Consider the following 19,248-nt stretch of genomic DNA (forward strand, 5'->3'; position numbering starts at 1 on the left):
TCAGCGGGCTCCCGTGGTGAACAGGCCTTGCGGACGCAGCGACAGCACCACCACCAGCAGCACGAAGGCGATGATGTCCTTGTAGTCGGTCGAGATGTAGAAGGCGCCGAAGGATTCGGCGAAGCCGATGATCAGGCCGCCCAGGATGGCGCCCGGCACGCTGCCCATGCCACCCAGCACGATGATGACGAAGGCCTTGGTGATCACCAGGTTGCCCATGGCCGGATAGACCAGGTTGATCGGCGCGTACAGTGCTGCGGCCACCGCGGCCAGCACGCCGGAGATGGCAAAGGTCATCATCGCCACGCGGTTGGCGTCGATGCCGACCAAAGCCGCGCCGTCGCGGTTCTGCGCCATCGCGATGATGGTGGCGCCGGTGGTGGTCTTGCGCAGGAACAGGTGCAGCGCCAGCATCAGCGCGAAGGCGGCGACGATGATCAAGAGGCGCTGCGACGGCAGCGTCACGCCGCCCATGGAGATGATGCCGGCATACGGCGTCTGCATGCGCCGGAAATCGGCGCCGAACATGGCTTGCGCGCTGGCTTCCAGGAACAGCAGGATGCCGATCGCGGCGATCATGTGGTGCAGGCCTTCATGGTGGCGCAGCGGATGAAAGACCAGGCGCTCGGAGATGACGGCGATCACTGCCACCACCACGCCGGCGCCGGCCATCGCGACCCAGTAATTCAGGCCCCAGTTCGACATCAGGAAAAAGGCGGCGAACGCGCCCACCATGTAGAACGCGCCGTGCGCAAAGTTAGGCACATGCATGATGCCGTACACCAGCGTCAGGCCCAATGCGACCAGACTGTACACCCCGCCGAGCGTGAGCCCGTTGAGGATCTGCTCCAGTATCAACTCCAAGATTCGTCTCCTTAATATTCCACGATGCGTCTTGCAAGACGCATCACGCTTGCTCTGACCGGCGGCGAACCACCCGGGAACTACCCACTCTCTTGTCGAAAATGTGAACGCTCGTTTTTATTTTTTAAGCGCAGTCGAACCGTATCATCACTGGTAAATTAAGGTCAATAAAAATGAGCCATTATTTTGCAGTGCAGAACAAAAATAGAAAAAATTTTGACTTATCGCCGACGAGCGGTAGTTTTGGATGAAAACTGCGGAACTTCAAGGTAGTTTTGTACTGCAACCGGCACTCAACACAGAGGCCACTGCGGTGTTGACGCCCATGGCTAAGCAATCACTTGTTTCGCTGTGCGGTACAGCATTCCGTTTTTGTTGACTGGCTGGCGGACGGATGGTAGGTTTGGACCGATGGCATGCTAACAAAACCACAAGCCACCGGCAATCGGCCAATGCCGTGCCAGCACCGGCTCTCTCCATAGAGAACCGTCCCATAACGACAGGAGACACCATGTTGAAAAAACTGATGCCCGCACTGGCCATCGCCACGGCAGCCTTGTGCGCTGCACAGCCTGCATTCGCGCAGTCCGCCAGCAACTACCCGAACAAGCCTATCCACATCATCGTGACCTTCACCAGCGGCGGCGCGCCCGACATCCTGGGCCGGCTGATCGGCGACAAGCTTAGCGCCGCCTGGGGCCAGACGGTCATCGTGGAGAACAAGCCAGGCGCAGGCGGCAACATCGGCGCCGACTATGTCGCCAAGTCCGCGCCCGACGGCTACACGGTCGTGGTCGGCACGGTGGGCACCCATGCCATCAATGGCGCGCTCTACCAGAACATGCCCTATGACATGACGCGCGACTTCAGCCCGGTTACGCTGCTGGCGTCCACGCCGAACATGCTGGTCGTCAATAACAATGTGCCGGCCAAGAACCTGAAGGAGTTCATCGACCTGGGCAAGAAGGAAGGCAAGATGACCTTCGCCTCGTCCGGTTCGGGCACGTCGATCCACGTCTCCGGCGAGCTGTTCAAGACCATGACCGGCATCGACATGCAGCACATTCCGTACAAGGGCCGCGCCAGCGCCATTCCCGACCTGCTGGGTGGCCGGGTCACGATGATGTTCGACAACATGCCGTCCAGCCTGCCGCTGGTGCGCGAAGGCAAGCTGCGCGCGCTCGGCGTCACCAGCGCCAAGCGCTCGCCGGCAGCGCCCGACATTCCCACCATCGCCGAATCGGGCCTGCCCGGCTTTGAGGCGGTTTCCTGGTTCGCGCTGTTTGCGCCGGCCAACACGCCGCGCCCGATCGTCGACAAGCTGCAGACCGAGGTCAGCAAGATCCTGAAAATGCCGGACGTATCGAAGAAGCTGATGGACCTCGGACTCGAGCCGTCGGGTTCGTCTCCGGATGAACTGGCCGCCTACCAGAAGACCGAGATCGCCAAATGGTCCAAGGTCGTCAAGGACTCCGGCGCGAAGGTGGAATGATGACGACGCCAGCGCGCTGGAAACAGCGGCCCGAAGGCGCCAACTGGGGCGACTTCGGCCCGGACGACCAGCTGGGCCGGGTCAACCTGATCGGCAGCGAGCAGATCTTGAAAGGCGCGGCGGAAGTCCGTGCCGGCCGCAGCTTCTGCCTGTCGCTGCCGCTGGATCTGCCCGGCGGCAACGCGCTCAACGCCAGGCGTAATCCGCCGCGGCTGCAGCCGACATGGCGCGGCGACACCCCGGTGCTCAACTACGGCATGGATGGGCTGGATGCCGACAGCATCGATGTCGTCTCCGACGACCAGGTGCTGCTGTGCCTGCAGTACTCCACCCAGTGGGATTCGCTGGCCCACGTCGGCGCGCGTTTCGACGTGGCGGGCGCCGGCGCCGAGGAAATGGTGTACTACAACGGCTACCGCGCCGGCCACGACGTCAAGGGTCCGCCCGAAATGCAGGAAGGCTGCGGCTGCGACGGCGGCGGACACAGCTCGCATGCGGATGCGCTGGGCATCGAGAACATGGCGGTGCATGGCATGCAGGGCCGCGGCGTGCTGCTGGACCTGGCCCGGCATTTCGGACGCGAGCGCAAGCTGATCGGCTTCGACGAGATCTCCGCGGTGATGCGCGAGGACGGCGTGACCGTGGAGCGCGGCGACTTCCTGGTATTGCGCACCGGCTTCGCCGAGGTGGTGATGGAAATGGGCGGCACGCCGGACCCGCAGGTGCTGCACCATACCTGCCCGGTGCTCAATGGCCGAGACCAGAAGCTGCTGCAATGGATCACCGACAGCGGCATTGCCGCCATCTGCGCCGACAACTATGCGGTGGAAGCTTATCCCGCACCGGAAGTGGCGGGCCGCAAGTCCATCCTGCCGCTGCACCACCACTGCCTGTTCAAGCTGGGCATACCGCTGGGTGAACTCTGGTACCTGAAGGACCTGGCCGACTGGCTGCAGGCCAACGGCCGCCATCGCTTCATGCTGACCGCGCCGCCGCTGCGGCTGCCGGGCGCGGTGGGATCGCCGGTAACGCCGATCGCGACCGTGTAGGCAGGCGCAAGCGAATGGGGCGCAGTCCGCATCGCGGAGTGCGCCCCATTTTTCGTCTGCAGGCTGATCAAGGCCTGAACAGTCCCCACAGCACCACCGCCCATGTGGCAACCGAGAGCAGCACCGTCAGCATCACCGCCGCGCTGCCGAAGTCCTTCGCATTGCCCGACAGCGGATGACGCTCGAGCGAGATCCGGTCGACCACGGCCTCGATCGCGGAATTGAGCAGTTCAACCACCAGCACCAGCACCATGCTCCCCACCAGCAGCAGCTTCTCGAGGGCCGACACCGGCAGCAGCAGCGCCGCAATGGTGGCCGGCACGATCGCCCACAACTCCTGGCGGAACGCATGCTCATGCTTCCAGGCGCTCGCCAGGCCCTGCAATGAATAGCGCATCGCGCCGGCAATGCGGCTCAAGCCACTCTTGCTCTTGAATGCCGAATAGGCCGGCTCGTCGGGTTGCATCAGTAGGTGCCCGGCAGCAGGATGCTCTTGTCCACCTTCTGCACATCGGTCAGGCCGCACAGGGCCATCGTGATGTCGAGTTCCTTGCGGATGATCTCCAGCACCCGTGTCACGCCCTCCTCGCCCATCGCGCCCAGTCCATACAGGAAGGCGCGGCCGATATAGACGCCGCGCGCGCCCAGGGCCAGCGCCTTGATCACGTCCTGGCCGGAGCGGATGCCGCCGTCCAGGTGCACTTCCATCCTGTCGCCCACCACGTCCATGATGGCCGGCAGCGCATTGATTGAGGAGTCGGCGCCGTCGAGCTGGCGCCCGCCATGGTTGGAGACGATCAGCGCGTCCGCCCCGCTCTGCGCCGCCATGCGGGCATCCTCCGGATCCATGATGCCCTTGATGATGAGCTTGCCGCCCCAGCGCTGGCGCAGCCATTCCACGTCATCCCAGGAAAGCCGCGGGTCGAACTGTTCGGCGGTCCAGGCTGACAGCGAGGACATGTCCGAGACGTTGGTGGCATGGCCGACGATGTTGCCGAAGCCGCGCCGCTTGGTGCCCAGCATGCCCATGCACCAGGCCGGCTTGGTCGCCATGTTCATGATGTTCTTCAGCGTCAGCTTGGGCGGCGCGGTCAGGCCGTTGCGCAGGTCCTTGTGGCGCTGGCCGAGGATCTGCAGGTCCAGCGTCAGCACCAGCGCCGAGCAGTTGGCGGCGCGGGCGCGCTCCACCAGGCGGCTCATGAAGTCCCTGTCCTTCATGAAGTAGACCTGGAACCAGAAAGGCTTGCTGGTATGGGCGGCGATGTCTTCGATGGAGCAGATGCTCATGGTCGACAGCGTGAACGGCACGCCGAATTTCTCGGCGGCCTTGGCCGCCAGGATCTCGCCGTCGGCATGCTGCATGCCGGTCAGGCCGGTCGGCGCCAGCGCCACCGGCATCGACACCGGCAGGCCGACCATGGTGCTGGCCAGGCTGCGGCCTTCCATGTTCACCGCGACCCGCTGGCGCAGCTTGATCCTGGCGAAGTCGTCGCTGTTGGCACGGTAGGTGGACTCGGTCCACGAGCCTGAATCGGCATAGTCATAGAACATGCGCGGCACGCGCCGTTCGGCCAGGATACGCAGGTCTTCGATATTGGTGATCACGCCCATCGTTGTCTCTTTCTGGTGTAGGGGTTTTTCGCAGGCAGCATTATGGCCGGGAAATGCTGTTGTCATACAAGCTCGACAGATGAAATTAATTGTCGCGCGCCTTGCATGGAACCGTGTCCGGCGAAATGCGTTTTTGATATATTTTCACATTGTGATATAAAGCCATATTGCATTGCACCAGTTTCCAATGAAAAACACTGATCAGCCACTGGAGAACGACAAGACGTCGATCCAGGTTATTGAACGCATGATAGGCCTGCTGGACGCGCTGGCCGATTATCCCGACCCGGTCAGCCTGAAAGAGTTATCCGCCGTCACCGGCTTGCATCCCTCCACGGCGCATCGCATCCTGAACGACCTCGTGATCAAGCGCTTCGTCGACCGCGCCGAGCCTGGCACTTACCGGCTCGGCATGCGCCTGCTGGAACTGGGCAACATCGTCAAGAGCCGGCTGAACGTGCGCGAGGCGTCGCTGGACTTCATGCGGGCGCTGCACCGCAAGACGCACCAGACCGTCAACCTGTCGGTGCGCCAGGGTGACGAGATCGTCTATATCGACCGCTCCTTCTCCGAGCGCTCGGGCATGCAGGTGGTCCGCGCCATCGGCGGCCGGGCGCCGCTGCACCTGACGTCCACCGGCAAGCTCTTCCTGTCGGCGGACGATCCCAAGACCGTCAGGGCCTATGCCACCCGCACCGGCCTTGCCGGCCATAACAAGAATTCCATCACCGACCTGGCCAAGCTGGAACGCGAACTGAGCCTGGTGCGCGCACGCGGCTATGCCCGCGACAATGAAGAGCTGGAACTGGGCGTGCGCTGCATGGCGGCCGGCATCCGTGACGACAGCGGCAAGCTCATTGCCGGCCTGTCGATCTCGGCGCCCGCCGACCGGCTGCAGGAAGAATGGATCACCGACCTGCTCAGCACGGTCAACGAGATTTCCGCTGTGCTGGGGCATGTGCCGGCGCCGGAGGGCGCCGAGCCGGCGCGCTGAACCGGCGTACCTCGTATTGAAAACGGCCGCACCAGGCGGCCGTTTGCGTCAGGAACTCTGCGCAGTAATGGTCCGGCCCAGCGCGGTCGGACGCGCATTCTCCAGCCATTTGCGGATGCGTCCTGCATCGGCGAGACGCGAACTCTTGCCCTTGGAATCGAGGAATACCATCACCACCGGCCGGCCCTCGATCTTGGCCTGCATCACCAGGCAGCGGCCTGCCTCGGAGATATAACCGGTCTTCTGCAAGCCGATCTGCCAGTCGGGATTATCGACCAGGTTGTTCGAATTGCGGTATTGCAGCATGGGCCCGCCCGGCTCGACCGCGTACTTGCTGTCGGTCGAGTACTGCCGGATGACCGGGTGATGATGGGCGGCGATCACCAGCTTGGCCAGGTCGCGCGCGGTGGAGACATTGCTGCTGGACAGGCCGGTGGAATCGACATAGTGGGTGTTGACCATGCCCAGGGAGCGCGCCTTGGCGTTCATGGCCGCGACGAAGGCCGGCAAGCCGCCGGGGTAGTTGCGGCCCAGCGCCGACGCGGCGCGGTTCTCGGAACTCATCAGCGCGATGTGCAGCATGTTCGCGCGGGTCAGCTGGGAACCCACGCGCAGACGGGAATGGCTGAACTTCTCGCGGTCCACGTCTTCATCGGTAACCGAGATCAGTTCATCCATGCTCTGATTCGCTTCCACCACCACCAGGCTGGTCATCAGCTTGGTGATGGAGGCAATCGGCAAAGCGATCTGGGCATTCTTTTCGAACAGCACTTCAGCCGTGGACTGGTCGATCACCAGCGCGGCGTTGGACTTCAGGTCCAGCGGATCACGTGTGAGATTCAGTCCGGCGAGATCCCCCGCGGTCATGACGGGCGGCACCAGCGGCACTGCCGGCGCCGGCGCCACGCGCTGGTACACCACCTCGCGCCGGCCCTTCTTGCCACGGGTGACCTTGCGGACCAGCTTTTCCTGCGCAACCAGCGGCGCAACCTTGCCCTTGCTACGGCTTTCGCCTGCGGCGCGCCCGGCCTTGGCGGCTGCCTTCTTTGCCGGCTTGCTGTCGGATTTGGCCGCGTGCTTCTTGACGACGGCGGATTTCTTGGCGGGTTCCTTGGGAGCGGATTTGGCGAGCGCTGGTGACGACACGACGAAGGAAAATAAAACGGAAAACATCATGGCTAGCGCAGTTCTGGCCATCGCAACTCCTGGAATTTTGACGCGTGGGGAGGCTTGCAGTTTAGCAAACTGGCTTAATTTCGCAAGATAATGAAAGGCTTAGCGTCGAAATTTCAATAAGTTTCGAGCTTTTTTGGAACCGGTTTGGCGGAAATGTGACGTTCCAGCGACACTGCGGACACATTGATCCGGCCGCTGGAACGCAGGCTCAGGCTTTTCAGGCCGATGTAACCGCATCGGCAATCGCACGGCCGAGGTCGGACGTGCTGGCGGTTCCGCCCATGTCAGGGGTGAACGGCGCATGGTCCGGCCCGGCTTCCAGCACCTTTTCAATCGCGCGCAGCACGGCGGCGCCCGCTTCCGGGTAACCCAGGTGCTCCAGCATCATCGAGCCGCACCAGATCTGGCCGATCGGATTGGCCAGGCCTTTGCCATAGATATCGGGCGCGGAGCCGTGCACCGGCTCGAACAGCGACGGGAACAGGCGCTCGGGATTGATATTGGCCGATGGCGCGATCGCAATGGTGCCGGTGCATGCCGGGCCCAGGTCGGACAGGATGTCGCCAAACAGGTTGGACGCAACCACCACGTCGAACCATTGCGGGTTGCGCACGAACTGCGCGGTCAGGATATCGATATGGAACTTGTCGGTCTTTACATCAGGGTACTTCCTGGCCATTTCAGCCACGCGCTCATCCCAGTACGGCATCGTGATCGAGATGCCGTTGGACTTGGTGGCCGAGGTCAGGTGCTTCTTCGGCCGGCTCTGCGCCAGGTCGTAGGCGAACTTGAGGATGCGGTCCACGCCCTTGCGCGAAAAGACGCTTTCCTGGAACACCACTTCACGGTCCGTGCCTTCATACATGCGGCCGCCGACGGACGAGTATTCGCCCTCGGTGTTTTCGCGCACCACGTAGAAGTCGATGTCGCCCGGCTTGCGGTTGACCAGCGGCGACGGAATGCCAGGCATGAGCCGGCAGGGGCGCAGGTTGACGTACTGGTCGAAGTCGCGCCGGAACTTCAGCAGCGAGCCCCACAGCGAGATATGGTCAGGCACCGTGTCGGGCCAGCCCACCGCGCCGAAGAAGATCGCGCTGTGGCCGCCGATCTGGTCCTTCCAGTTGTCCGGCATCATCTGGCCATGCTTGGCGTAGTAGTCGCAGGAAGCAAAGTCGAAATGGTCGAACTTCAGGTCGAGCGAGAACTTGCGGGTGGCGGCATCGAGCACGCGCAAGCCTTCGGGTACGGTCTCCTTGCCTATGCCGTCGCCGGGAATGACTGCAATCGTATTCATACTTTTTATTCCAGAAAGGTGGCGAAGCCGGAAACCGGCTCGCGGTGGGTGACCAGGCTGTTTTCGATCTTGCTCTGGTCCGCGTATCCCAGCGCCATGCCGCACACCACCTGCTCGTTGTCGGGCAGCTGCAGCTTGTCGCTGATGATTCGATGGAACTGGGTGAAGGCTGCCTGCGGACAGGTGTCCAGGCCGCGGCCGCGCGCCGCCACCATGATGTTCTGCAGGAACATGCCGTAATCCAGCCAGGAGCCGCGCTCCATGATCCGGTCGATGGTGAAGATCAGGCCCACCGGCGCGTCGAAGAACACGTAGTTGCGGGCATGCTGCGCCTGCATGCCCGCCTTGTTGTCGCGGGTCAGGCCGAGCAGCGCGTAAAGGTCCCAGCCCACCTTGCGGCGGCGGTCGATATAGGGCGACACCCATTTGGTCGGGTAATAGCTGTACTCCTCGGCATGCTGCGTGGCGCGCTCCGGGTCGAGATAGGCGTCGACGATGGCTGCCGAGAGCCCGTCCCTGGCGGCGCCGGTCAGCACATAAACCTTCCATGGCTGGGTGTTGGTGCCGGACGGCGCGCGCGACGCGACCTCCAGGATCGCCTCGATGTCTTCGCGCGCAACGGCTTGCGGCAGGTAGGCGCGGATCGAGCGGCGTGAAGTGATCGCCTCGTCGACGATGGCCTGCTGCTGGTTTTGGATCATGCCGGATCTCCTTCAACTAGAACGGTTTGCAGCAAGGCCCGCATCGGTTCCGGAATCGAAGCCGGACGGCGGGTTTCGCGGTCTACATAGACATGGACGAAATGGCCGCAGGCGGCGGCGCTGTCATCGTCATTGCGGAAAATGCCGACTTCATAACGTACGCTGGCATTGCCCAGCCGCGTCACGCGCATGCCCGCCGTGACCTGGTCGGGAAAAGCGACCGATGCAAAGTAATTGCACTGGGTTTCCACCACCAGTCCGATCACCGGGCTGCGTTCGACGTCGAGCACGCCATTAACGATCAGGAACTGGTTGACCACCGTGTCGAACCAGCTGTAATACACCACGTTGTTCACATGCCCATAGGCGTCGTTGTCCATCCAGCGCGTGGTAATCGGATGGAAATGGCGGAAGTCGCCTCGTTTTCTGGTCTCTGGTTTCATTATTTTTTGACGACGAAATAGACGCCGATCACCGCCAGCAACATGCCTGCCACGCCCGTCAGGCTGAAGGCCTCGCCAAACATGAGCCAGGCCATCAGTGCGGTGGTCGGCGGAGTTAAATACAGCAGGCTGGTGACGCTGGTGGCGGCGCTTTTCCGGATCAATGCAAACAGCAGGAAAATCGCCCCGATCGACAGCGCCAGGATGGACCACAGCAAGGCGCCGACGAAACGCGGCGTCCATTGTACTGTCTGCAGTGCGGGTGTGAGATGTTCGAACGCGACCGCCAGCGGCAGCACGACGGCGAGGGACGCTGCAAACTGGATCAGCGTACCTGTACGCAGATCGAACTGCGGACAATGCCGCTTCTGGTACAGCGTGCCGACGGTAATCGACACCAGCGCCAGCAGGCATAGCGCGATGCTGTGCCATGTAAGTCCGATCACGGAAATCTTGTTCGCCACTACCAGGCCGACGCCAGCGATGCCGAAGGCCAGTCCCAGCCATTGCCGGCCATGTACCCGTTCGCCGATCAGCGGCGCCGCGAAGGCCGTCAGGATAGGCTGCATGCCCACGATCAGCGCCGACAGCCCGGCCGGCATGCCGATCTTGATCGCGCACCAGACGCCACCCAGGTAGCCGGCCTGCACCAGCACGCCGGCCAGGGCAATATGCCCGACCTTGCCGCTCGGCCATGGCGCGCGCATCAGCAGCACCAGCGGCCCGAGCACCAGCAGCACGCCCACGAAGCGCAGCAGCAGAAACGTCAGCGGCGGCGCGTAAGGCAGGCCAAACTTGGCGACGATGAAGCCGGTGCTCCAGATCAGCACGAAGACGGCGGGCATCGCGGCGACCCAGGCATTGGCAGGAGCGGCCGCCTTGGCGGCGCCGGCGGCGGGCGTGTTCATGATGAGGAAGCGGGCATTGCTGCGCCGGCATAGGTGGAAGCCATCGACACCGTTTGCAGGTGGACTGCAACGGTGTCGTCGATATTTCTGCCGTAGCCGCCGGCCATGGCGATGGCCACCGGCAGCTTGCGCGAGGCGGCCGCGTCCAGCACCAGGCGGTCGCGACCGGCCAGTCCGTCCATGGACAGTTTCAGGCGGCCAAGCCGGTCGCCCTCGTGCGGATCGGCGCCGGCAAGGTAAATGATGAGCTGCGGGGCAAAACGGCCGAACATTGCATCCAGCGCCTGCGCAAGCGCAGCCAGGTATGCCGCGTCGCCAGCGCCGTCTGGAAGCGCCACGTCGAGATCGCTCTGCTCTTTCTCGAACGGATAATTCAGTTCGCCGTGCAGCGAAAGCGTAAATACGGATTCGTCACGCGCGAGGATCGATGCCGTGCCATTTCCCTGGTGAACGTCAAGATCGACAATCGCCACCCGCTGCACCCGACGCTCCGCCTGCATCAGCCTGGCGGCGATGGCGGCGTCGTTGAACACGCAGAAGCCTTCGCCATGATCGGCATAGGCATGATGGGTACCGCCGGCAAGATTGACCGCCACCCGCTCTTCCAGCGCGGCGCGGCAAGCGGCGATGGTGGCGCCCGCCGAGCGGCGCGAGCGTTCGACCATCTGTTCGGACCAGGGAAAGCCGATCTGGCGCTGCTGCTGTGGCGTCAGCTCACCGGACTGCACTGCGCGGATATAAGCGGGATGATGCGCCAGCGCCAGCACGCCATTGCTCGCCGCGGGCGCTTCCAAAAACTGGATGTCGTGCGGCGATGCAGCGAGCGCATCCCGCAGCATTCGGTATTTCGCCATAGGGAACCGGTGACCGGCCGGAAGCGGCAACACGAAATGGTCGCTGTAAAAGGCTTTCAATCTGATTCAGGACGGCGAAGGGAAATGAAGTTTAGCACGGCCGATTGCACTCATATTGTGCGAATAACATTGCCTCTACACTATTGCTTCAAGGAGATGGGGCGTTTTGACGGCCCGTTGATGTAGGTCAGAACCGCCTGAACCATTGTGCGGTGCAAGGAAAATCGCTTGACACATCGGCATAGCGACTTAGAATACCGCTTGTTGCGCTGCACAATGAATCTGGCGGGGCAATGGCATACTCTACAATTCTTAGGAGAAATCCCATGTTTTCATTCCAGGAACAAATTTCGGCGGCAACGAAGAACAACCTCGAAAGCCAACTCGCACTGATCACCGCCCTCACTGGCAAAGCCTTTGAAAGCGTTGAAAAGGTCATCGAACTGAACATGAACGTCGCCAAGGCCGCGCTCGATGAATCCACCGGCAACGCCCGCCAGCTGCTGGCCGCGAAGGATCCGCAGGAATTCATCGCGCTGAGCGCCAGCCAGGCACAGCCGAACGCTGAAAAGCTGGCTTCCTACGGCCGCCACATGCTGACCATCGTGTCCGGCCTGCAGTCCGAAGTGGCAAAAGCCACCGAGACCCAGATCACCGAACATAGCCGCAAGCTGGCTACCCTGGTCGACGAAGTGTCGAAGAATGCGCCGGCCGGTTCGGAGAACGTGGTCGCGTTCATGAAGTCGGCAATCGCCAGCGCCAATGCCGGCTACGAGCAGCTGAGCAAGAGCACCAAGCAGGCAGTCGAGGCGATGGAAGTCAACATGAACACCGCCGCCGCCCAGATGACCCAGGCCGCTGGCAAGACCGGCGCCCGCGTCGCAGCCGTGGCAGCTGTCAAGAAGTAAGCAGCCCGGCCCCGCCAAGCCCCGCCCGCGATTGCCGGCGGGGCTTTTCATTTTCAACTGATCTTTTGTTCGGTGAAAAACCACCGACCTGAGCAAGGTCAAGCCAGTTGCGAAGACCCTTGTCGGTCACCTTCCCGTCATATCAAGCTACCAGCGGGAGTTCGACGCTGCCTTCCGTCGTGGCGAACTCCATCGACCTAATCCGGGAGACAACGTCATCCGTCCCGACGCCCTCTGCCGACCCCGGCCTGACATGGGCATGGGAATGACCCAGCGGGTCGGACGATGCTGCTATCGCCCGTGCCGGGCAATCGCGCGCGCCAGCGCCAGCACCGGCACGAAGGCAATCAGCACGATCGTCATCGCCGGCAGCGCCGCTTCAGCCAGCCGTTCGTCCGACGCCAGCTGGAAGGTGATTACCGCCAGGGTATCGAAGTTGAACGGCCGGATCGTCAGCGTGGCCGGCAGTTCCTTGATCACATCGACGAACACCAGCAGGCCGGCTGTCATCACGCTGCGCCACAGGAGCGGCATGTGCACCCGCAGCAGCATCGATCCCAGGCCATGACCGAGGCTGCGCGCGCTGGCGTCCATGGCCGGGGTGATGCGCGCCAGGCCCGCCTGCACGCTCTGGTAGGACACCGCCAGGAAACGCACCAGGTAGGCATAGACCAGCGCCACCAGGCTGCCGGCCAGCAGCAGCTTCATGCCGTGCGCGGACAGCCAGTTGTCCACCCGTGACAGCGGAATCAGGATGCCGACCGCGATCACCGCGCCGGGAATCGCGTAACCCATGCTGACGACCCGGTTAGCCCATCCCTGCACCCGGCTGCGCGACACCCTCGCCGCATACGCCAGCAGCAGGCAGATCACCACCGCGAGCACGGCGGTCACGCCCGCCACCGTCACGCTGTTGGCCAGCCAGCCCAGATAGCGGCTGCCGATCGCCAGCGACTCTTCCTGGCGCATCAGGCGGATGAGGATCAGCAGCGGCAGCACGAAGCCCAGCAGCACCGGCAGCGCGCAGCAGGCGGCGGCAACCAGGCCGGCGCCCGCGGACAGGCGCTGCACCCTGCGCCCGCCGCGGCTGCCCACGGCGTAGTAGCGCGCCCGTCCGCGGCTGCGCTGCTCGACATACATCAGCCCGAGCACGGATACCAGCAGCACGGCGGCGATCTGCGCCGCGCCGGTACGGTCGGAAAAGGCATACCAGGATTTATAGATGCCGGTGGTCAGCGTCGGCACGCCAAAGTAAGCGACCGCGCCATAGTCGGCCAGGGTTTCCATGATCACCAGCGCCAGGCCGGCCACGGCAGCAGGCCGCGCCAGCGGCAGGCTGACCTGGAAAAAACTGGCCCACGGGCCGGCGCCCAGGGTGCGCGCCGCATCCCACATGCGCGGACTGCGCTCAAGGAAGGCGGTGCGCACCAGCAGATAGATATAGGGATACAGCACCAGCGCAAACACCAGCCCCGCGCCGCCGACCGAGCGGATCTCGGGAAACCAGTACTCCCGCGCCTGCCAGCCGGTCAGCTCGCGCAGGCCGGACTGCAGCGGCCCGGAGAACTGCAGGAAGTCGGTGTAGGCATAGGCCACCACATAGGACGGCATGGCCAGCGGCAGCACCAGCGCCCATTCGAACAGGCGCTTGCCGGGAAAATCCCAGGCCGCCACCAGCCAGGCGCAGCCTATGCCGACCGCCGCCGACAGCAGGCCGACGATGACGACAATGGCCAGGCTGTTGGCCAGGTATTCAGGCAGGACGGTCGACCATAGATGCAGAAACGTACCCGTGCCCGCCTCGCCACCAACCAGGTTCGCCAGCACGCCCAGCACCGGCACGCCGACCGCCGCCGCGGCCACCAGCGAGATCAGCAACAGGGGATGGGGAAAGGAGGCGCGCGACAAGCGGCGGGGCGAGGGGCGCGACAGCGCCTGTGGCGGCATGGATGCTGACATGAAGGAGGAACGGTGCCTGTACGATGTTCTAAATGAGAATTATAATCATTAAACTTGACTGACCGTCATCTTTTCCCCTACCGGCTTCATGACATCCAGAACCGCTGCACCAGCGCACCTTCGCATTGAATCCATCCATGTCGGCTACCAGACCGGCCGTGCCGTCCACGAGATCGTCCATGGCCTGTCGTTCTCGCTGGATCGCGGCGACATCGCCTGCCTGCTTGGGCCATCCGGCTGCGGCAAGACCACCGTGCTGCGCGCCATTGCCGGCTTCGAGCCGGTGACTGCCGGGCGCATCGAACTGGGCGGGCGCGAGATCAGCCGCAAGGGTCATACCGCCCCGCCGGAAACCCGGCAGGTCGGCGTGGTGTTCCAGGATTACGCGCTGTTCCCCCACCTCACCGTCGCTGGCAATGTCGGCTTCGGCCTGCGCCGCCTGGACGCTTCCGCGCGCCAAGCCAGGGTGGCCGAACTGCTGGATCTGGTGGGGCTGGGCGCGCAGGCCGAGAAGTATCCGCATGAACTCTCCGGCGGACAGCAGCAGCGCATCGCGCTGGCGCGGGCCCTGGCGCCACGTCCCGACCTGCTGCTGCTGGACGAGCCGTTTTCCAACCTCGATGTCGACCTGCGGGAACGCCTGGCGCTGGAAGTGCGCGACATCCTGAAGGAACTCGGCACCACCGCCGTGCTGGTGACACATGACCAGCACGAAGCCTTTGCCATCGCCGACCAGATCGGCGTGATGCATGAAGGCCTGATCGTGCAATGGGACAACGCCTACAACCTCTACCACCGCCCCGCCGACCGCTTCGTCGCCGACTTCATCGGCCAGGGCGTGTTCACCCCGGGCACGGTGGACCTGCAGAACCAGCGTGTCATGATCGAGCTGGGCAGTTTGCCGCTATGGCGCGGCGTCGACGTCTGCGCTACCGACGAGCGCGATGCGCGGGTGGTCGACGTCCTGCTAAGGGCCGACGATGTGATACACGACGACGCCAGCCCGATGCGCGCGGAAGTCGTGCGCAAGGCGTTTCGCGGCGCTGAGTTTTTATACACCCTAAAGCTGCCGAGCGGACAGACGCTGCTGGCGCTGGTGCCGTCGCATCATGACCATGCGATCGGGGAGAAGATCGGCATCCGTCTGGGTGCGGATCACGTCGTGACGTTTCCGGTCAATACGGCGGCGTAGTTGACGTGCATACCATTGCTGAGGCGAGTTAAAAGTCCATCGCCCAATCGTGTTTTCGCCTTTGAAAAGGTTGCACAACCTGTTTCGTGGCAATTGGGGTGGCGGTAAGTCATTGCAAGAACGGATATTTTTTAAGGGTGTCGTCACCTAGTTTAGGTGCCTGGCGGTTTATTCGCGCTCAGCATCACTTCGCTAATCTAATTCCATTGAGGAACTAAAATGCACGACACAAAAATCGCAATTGGTAGAAATGGAAAGAATTTACCCCTGGAAACAAGCTCGGCAATCACGGACGACGCATTGAAAGACATAGTCGGCGGGTACGAATGGTACCCCACATTCGACGAAAAAAATAAGGTCATCCGTATCGTTCCTGGCGATATTAACGACTTCGACAATCCATTCTTTCGCATCCGTGTAAGAGACATATATTTCGCAAAAATAAATCAGGGTTTTGAGATCATTTTTACAACAGAATCTTCCAATAATTGGAGCCCACAAGCAAAATGAAGAAAATTTTCCTGGCGCTCCCTTAAAATTTGACCTGCGGCTTTCTGTATCCAGCCTTTAATGCAGCGCATTTCCAGTTTTCCGCCACTCTCTTTTCCGTTTCAAAATTTTTTTTTGCTTAATAACGCCATTTTCACTTTCATTCTCGCAATTGATTGTTTATAACACGAATTTTTGCGTGTTCGAAATCAACTGAACAAAAGAAACACGGAAATAGCTGACTAGCGCAATTTTCCTTTATTAAAACCTGGTAGTTCATTTTTAGATTTTCAGAAAGTTTTCTAATTTCATTAACCAGAAAATTTTCAGCAAAACGCTCAACCCTTTTTCTATTTTGATTTGCTGACAGCCGATGACTTTCCCTGCGCGAGCCAAAACCGTTTAGCTCACTGGATCACCGTCTTCTGCCGAACTTCGTTTTCGGCATGCAACCTTAAGACCAGCCCACTAAGCCGCATTCTGCTCGGCGTCATGCCAGCGCATGATCAAACGTTCAATGCGCGCCGCCGCTTCGTCGTCAAGCAGGGCCGGCTGCGTGCACAGCTGCATCAGCAGCGCCTGCGGCTGATCCGACCGCTGGCCCGCCCGCAGCGCATCCTGCAATACTTGGATTTGCTGCTTCAGCCGCTCCTGCGACAGCATTGCCGGGCTGTCCACGCCCAGCCGGATCTCCATCTGCAGGATTTCCTGCATCACCGCCTCGCGGTTTCGCTGCAGCGTCGCGCGTAACGTCTCGCCGCCCTCCAGCGCGGCGGCAAAGCGCGCCGCCATCGCCCGTTCGCTGCCGCCGCCCAGCGTTGGCAATGCATCCCATTCCTGACGCAAGGCTTGGCGAAGGGATTCATCCAGGGCGCCTTCTATCACTGACTGCTCAGCGCGCCGGCACAGCATGAACTTGCGCTTCAACAGCTCGGCCTGCGCCTGCGACGCCGCCTGACGCGCCGCATCGGCCCGCTGGCGCAACGCACCGACAGCCGCTTCATAGCGCGCCTCGATCTGCTGCTGCGCCGCCCGCGGCACCGGCCCGATCTCCTTCCAGGCGGCGGCGCTATCGCGCAGCAGTTGCGACAGCGTCGGCAGCGGCGCATCGACCGCGGCTTCCAGCGAAGCGCACAGCGCCTCCTTGCGCTCCAGGTGCTGCTGGCGTTCGGCGTCGGCGGTCTTGGCCGATTCGCGCCGCTCGGCAAACAGCGCGTCGCAGGCCTGGCGGAAGCGTTGCCACAAAGCCTGCTCTTCGTTGCGCGGCAGCGGCAGGCCGCGGGCATAGTCCTGCCAGCGCTCCTGGATGGCGCGCAGCGAATCGGTGGCGCGCGGCGCGCCCGCGTCCATCGACTCGACCTCGGCAATCAACTGCTCGCGCCGGGCCACTTCGATCTGGTGGCGGCCGGACAGCGGCTTGCGCAGCAGGTCGAGCGCCTTCGAAAAATCCGCGTCGGCCGCCTTGCGTTCGCGGCGCTCGATGGTGCCCAGCCGCTGCCAGGCCTGGGTGTAACGGCTGAGTGCAGCGGACACCGCTTTCCAGTCCACCGACTCCGGATCGCCTGCCACACCCGTGCTGTCGGCATAGGCAATCACTTCGGCTGTCAGCGCATGCGCCTTCTCCAGATTGTGCCGGCGCTCTTCGGCCAGCATGCGGAAATGCTCGGCCACGGGCGCATAGGCAGCGGTGCAGGCAGCATCGAAGCGCTGCCAGGCGTCCTTGCCGGCGGGGCCGGCAGATGCATCCAGCGCCTTCCAGCGTTCGCGCAGGCTGCCGACCTTCTGGGCACGCTCGGCCACCGGCATTTCCTGGTCCGCCAGGTCCTGGGCCGCTTTCAGCAATTCCTCGCGCGATACGTTGCCGCCCCAGCGCGCCCAGCCCTGCAGCCGCGCCAGTTCGGCGCGCAGGCGCGACAGCCGCGCCATGCGTTCCTCGCCCGGGCGCATGGCCTTGAAATCCATGGCCCGCAAGGCCTTGTCCTGCTCCGATGCCGCCTGCAGGCTGCCCTCCTCCAGCGCGGCTTCCAGCGCGGCAAGCGCCGCGTCCATTGACCGCCGGGCCTCTGCCGGATCAACCGCCGGCTCGGCTTGCACCACCGGGCCAGGTTGCGGCGGCTCTGCCGCGACCGGATTGCGTGCATGCCGTATCGCCGCCAGCAGCGCCGCATGGCGCGCAGACAGTTCCGGCGCCGCGCTGTCAGGCAGGGCCGGCAAGGCCTGCCAGGCCTGGCGCAGCGCCGCGTCATCCAGCTGGGCCGCGTCCGCTTGCGCCCGTGCTTCCCATTCGTCGAGCAGCGCAGCGCGGGCAGCGATCGCCGCCTGGCGCCCGGCGTGCGCCGCCAACGCCGACTTCAGGCGCGTGGCCTGGTCGCTGAATGCCTGCACACGGGCCGGCGGCAATGCGCTCGCCTCGGGCGACTGCAGCAGCGCGGCCACTGCGGCTTCCAGCTCATCGAGCTTTTGTTGCGCATCCGTCGGCATCTCGCCGGCGACGGATGCCTCGAGACGGGCCAGCTCGGCATTTGCGTCCAGCAGGCCGCGTTGCAGATCGGTCTGCGCCTGCAGGCGCTGGCGCAGACGCTCACGGCTGGCATCGAAGCGCTCGCGCAGCGCCGCCGGCGCATCGCCCACGCTGCGCCAGGCATGATCGAGTTCGGTCACCTGGCTGACCACCAGCTGCGGCGTGGCGGCCAGCCGCTCGGCCTGTTCGATGGCTTGAAGGGCCCGCGCCTCGCGGGCCTCGGCCTGGTCCAGCGCGTCCAGGCGTTGCTGCATCAGCTTGGCAACGCGCCGGTCAGTATTGCGCACCGCCTGGAGCACCTGCGTCAGGTGGACGCGGCTGTGCAGATGCTGGGCCGCCTGCCGGCGCGCGTCCGGGTAGTCGCACTGCAGTATGAATGCGGCCGCTGCCGCTTCGTCATGCGCCACTGCGATGGCCTGCTCGAGCATCGCCTGGCGCTTTGCGCGCTGCTGCTCGGCGCGGTCTACCTGCACGCTGGCCACGGCGACGGGTTCAGGCTGGGTGTCGCGCTTGAGGACGCGCCGGATAAGGGAACGGAACATAGATGGGGGCCGCGAAATTCGGGAAACCGACATCATAGCAATACGCGTCCCCTCGGGTGCCCGGGTCACCATCGCAATGCAGATCCCCTCATGGATTTGCCGTTTTTGCACCGCAATGGCGCTCCAGCTTTTGCGTGCGCTCAAACAGCGCCACGACAGACCATGCACGCACCAAAACATGGCATTGACCCGATGACGAATCGGCCACACCCCGGATCGACCTTGGCACGCATTCTGCTAAAGGGTGTATC

17 protein-coding genes are annotated in these 19,248 nt (G+C 63.2%); 6 read left to right on the forward strand and 11 right to left on the reverse strand.

Features of this window, described 5'->3' with window-relative positions; translation table 11 throughout:
• The gene (locus ABC383_RS05015) at window positions 1–864 is read right to left on the reverse strand and encodes a branched-chain amino acid ABC transporter permease (RefSeq protein WP_413012274.1); all 864 of its coding nucleotides are present in this window, start codon (window positions 862–864) and stop codon (window positions 1–3) included.
• A gap of 511 nt (window positions 865–1,375) precedes the next feature.
• On the opposite strand from ABC383_RS05015, the gene ABC383_RS05020 reads away from it, so the two are divergent.
• Both ABC383_RS05020 and ABC383_RS05025 read left to right on the forward strand, forming a co-directional pair.
• Complete coding sequence (locus ABC383_RS05020; protein ID WP_413012275.1) at window positions 1,376–2,356, forward strand: Bug family tripartite tricarboxylate transporter substrate binding protein; 981 nt, start codon at window positions 1,376–1,378, stop codon at window positions 2,354–2,356.
• Window positions 2,356–3,405: a cyclase family protein gene (locus ABC383_RS05025; protein WP_413016240.1), complete on the forward strand. Its 1,050-nt coding sequence runs from the start codon at window positions 2,356–2,358 to the stop codon at window positions 3,403–3,405. The genes ABC383_RS05020 and ABC383_RS05025 overlap by 1 nt, the downstream gene beginning before the upstream one ends.
• A 67-nt stretch (window positions 3,406–3,472) precedes the next feature.
• On the opposite strand, the gene ABC383_RS05030 is transcribed toward ABC383_RS05025, so the two are convergent.
• Together ABC383_RS05030 and ABC383_RS05035 are read right to left on the reverse strand one after the other, a co-directional pair.
• The gene (locus ABC383_RS05030) at window positions 3,473–3,871 is read right to left on the reverse strand and encodes a diacylglycerol kinase (protein WP_413012276.1); all 399 of its coding nucleotides are present in this window, start codon (window positions 3,869–3,871) and stop codon (window positions 3,473–3,475) included.
• Complete coding sequence (locus ABC383_RS05035; protein WP_413012277.1) at window positions 3,871–5,016, reverse strand: alpha-hydroxy acid oxidase; 1,146 nt, start codon at window positions 5,014–5,016, stop codon at window positions 3,871–3,873. The genes ABC383_RS05030 and ABC383_RS05035 overlap by 1 nt, the downstream gene beginning before the upstream one ends.
• A 187-nt stretch (window positions 5,017–5,203) precedes the next feature.
• Between ABC383_RS05035 and ABC383_RS05040 the strand changes: the two genes are divergently transcribed.
• Entirely contained in the window at window positions 5,204–6,010 is an 807-nt protein-coding gene (locus ABC383_RS05040) for an IclR family transcriptional regulator (RefSeq protein WP_413012278.1), read from the forward strand.
• Window positions 6,011–6,058: 48 nt separating this feature from the next.
• On the opposite strand, the gene pbpG is transcribed toward ABC383_RS05040, so the two are convergent.
• The 6 genes from pbpG to ABC383_RS05070 all read right to left on the reverse strand — a co-directional run bounded on the left by pbpG (window position 6,059) and on the right by ABC383_RS05070 (window position 11,446).
• On the reverse strand, window positions 6,059–7,207 hold the full coding sequence (pbpG, locus tag ABC383_RS05045; protein ID WP_413012279.1) for a D-alanyl-D-alanine endopeptidase: 1,149 nt from the start codon (window positions 7,205–7,207) through the stop codon (window positions 6,059–6,061).
• Window positions 7,208–7,403: 196 nt separating this feature from the next.
• Complete coding sequence (locus ABC383_RS05050) at window positions 7,404–8,480, reverse strand: tartrate dehydrogenase (protein ID WP_413012280.1); 1,077 nt, start codon at window positions 8,478–8,480, stop codon at window positions 7,404–7,406.
• A 5-nt stretch (window positions 8,481–8,485) separates the two neighbouring features.
• Window positions 8,486–9,181 carry a nitroreductase gene (locus ABC383_RS05055; protein WP_413012281.1) on the reverse strand — a complete coding sequence of 232 codons (696 nt, stop codon included), beginning with the start codon at window positions 9,179–9,181 and terminating at the stop codon, window positions 8,486–8,488.
• On the reverse strand, window positions 9,178–9,624 hold the full coding sequence (locus ABC383_RS05060) for an acyl-CoA thioesterase (protein WP_413012282.1): 447 nt from the start codon (window positions 9,622–9,624) through the stop codon (window positions 9,178–9,180). Before ABC383_RS05060 ends, ABC383_RS05055 begins: the two co-directional genes overlap by 4 nt.
• Window positions 9,624–10,532: a DMT family transporter gene (locus tag ABC383_RS05065; protein ID WP_413012283.1), complete on the reverse strand. Its 909-nt coding sequence runs from the start codon at window positions 10,530–10,532 to the stop codon at window positions 9,624–9,626. Before ABC383_RS05065 ends, ABC383_RS05060 begins: the two co-directional genes overlap by 1 nt.
• Complete coding sequence (locus ABC383_RS05070; protein WP_413012284.1) at window positions 10,529–11,446, reverse strand: histone deacetylase family protein; 918 nt, start codon at window positions 11,444–11,446, stop codon at window positions 10,529–10,531. Before ABC383_RS05070 ends, ABC383_RS05065 begins: the two co-directional genes overlap by 4 nt.
• Window positions 11,447–11,712: 266 nt before the next feature.
• Here ABC383_RS05070 and ABC383_RS05075 point away from each other — a divergent pair, with 266 nt between their 5' ends.
• A complete protein-coding gene (locus ABC383_RS05075; RefSeq protein WP_413012285.1) occupies window positions 11,713–12,294 on the forward strand; it encodes a phasin family protein in 582 nt (193 codons plus the stop codon).
• 291 nt (window positions 12,295–12,585) lie between these two features.
• Here the strand turns inward: ABC383_RS05075 and ABC383_RS05080 are convergent, their stop codons facing one another.
• Window positions 12,586–14,253, reverse strand: a complete 1,668-nt coding sequence (locus ABC383_RS05080; RefSeq protein WP_413012286.1) for an ABC transporter permease — start codon at window positions 14,251–14,253, stop codon at window positions 12,586–12,588.
• 88 nt (window positions 14,254–14,341) lie between these two features.
• On the opposite strand from ABC383_RS05080, the gene ABC383_RS05085 reads away from it, so the two are divergent.
• Complete coding sequence (locus tag ABC383_RS05085; protein ID WP_413012287.1) at window positions 14,342–15,445, forward strand: ABC transporter ATP-binding protein; 1,104 nt, start codon at window positions 14,342–14,344, stop codon at window positions 15,443–15,445.
• A gap of 219 nt (window positions 15,446–15,664) precedes the next feature.
• A complete protein-coding gene (locus tag ABC383_RS05090; RefSeq protein ID WP_413012288.1) occupies window positions 15,665–15,955 on the forward strand; it encodes a hypothetical protein in 291 nt (96 codons plus the stop codon).
• Window positions 15,956–16,402: 447 nt separating this feature from the next.
• Here ABC383_RS05090 and ABC383_RS05095 read toward each other — a convergent pair whose 3' ends face one another.
• Window positions 16,403–18,997, reverse strand: a complete 2,595-nt coding sequence (locus ABC383_RS05095; protein ID WP_413012289.1) for a DUF349 domain-containing protein — start codon at window positions 18,995–18,997, stop codon at window positions 16,403–16,405.
• Between the last annotated feature and the right edge of the window lie 251 nt (window positions 18,998–19,248).

The sequence above is a fragment of the Noviherbaspirillum phoenicis genome, from assembly GCF_047237965.1.
Classification (GTDB): domain Bacteria; phylum Pseudomonadota; class Gammaproteobacteria; order Burkholderiales; family Burkholderiaceae_D; genus Noviherbaspirillum_A.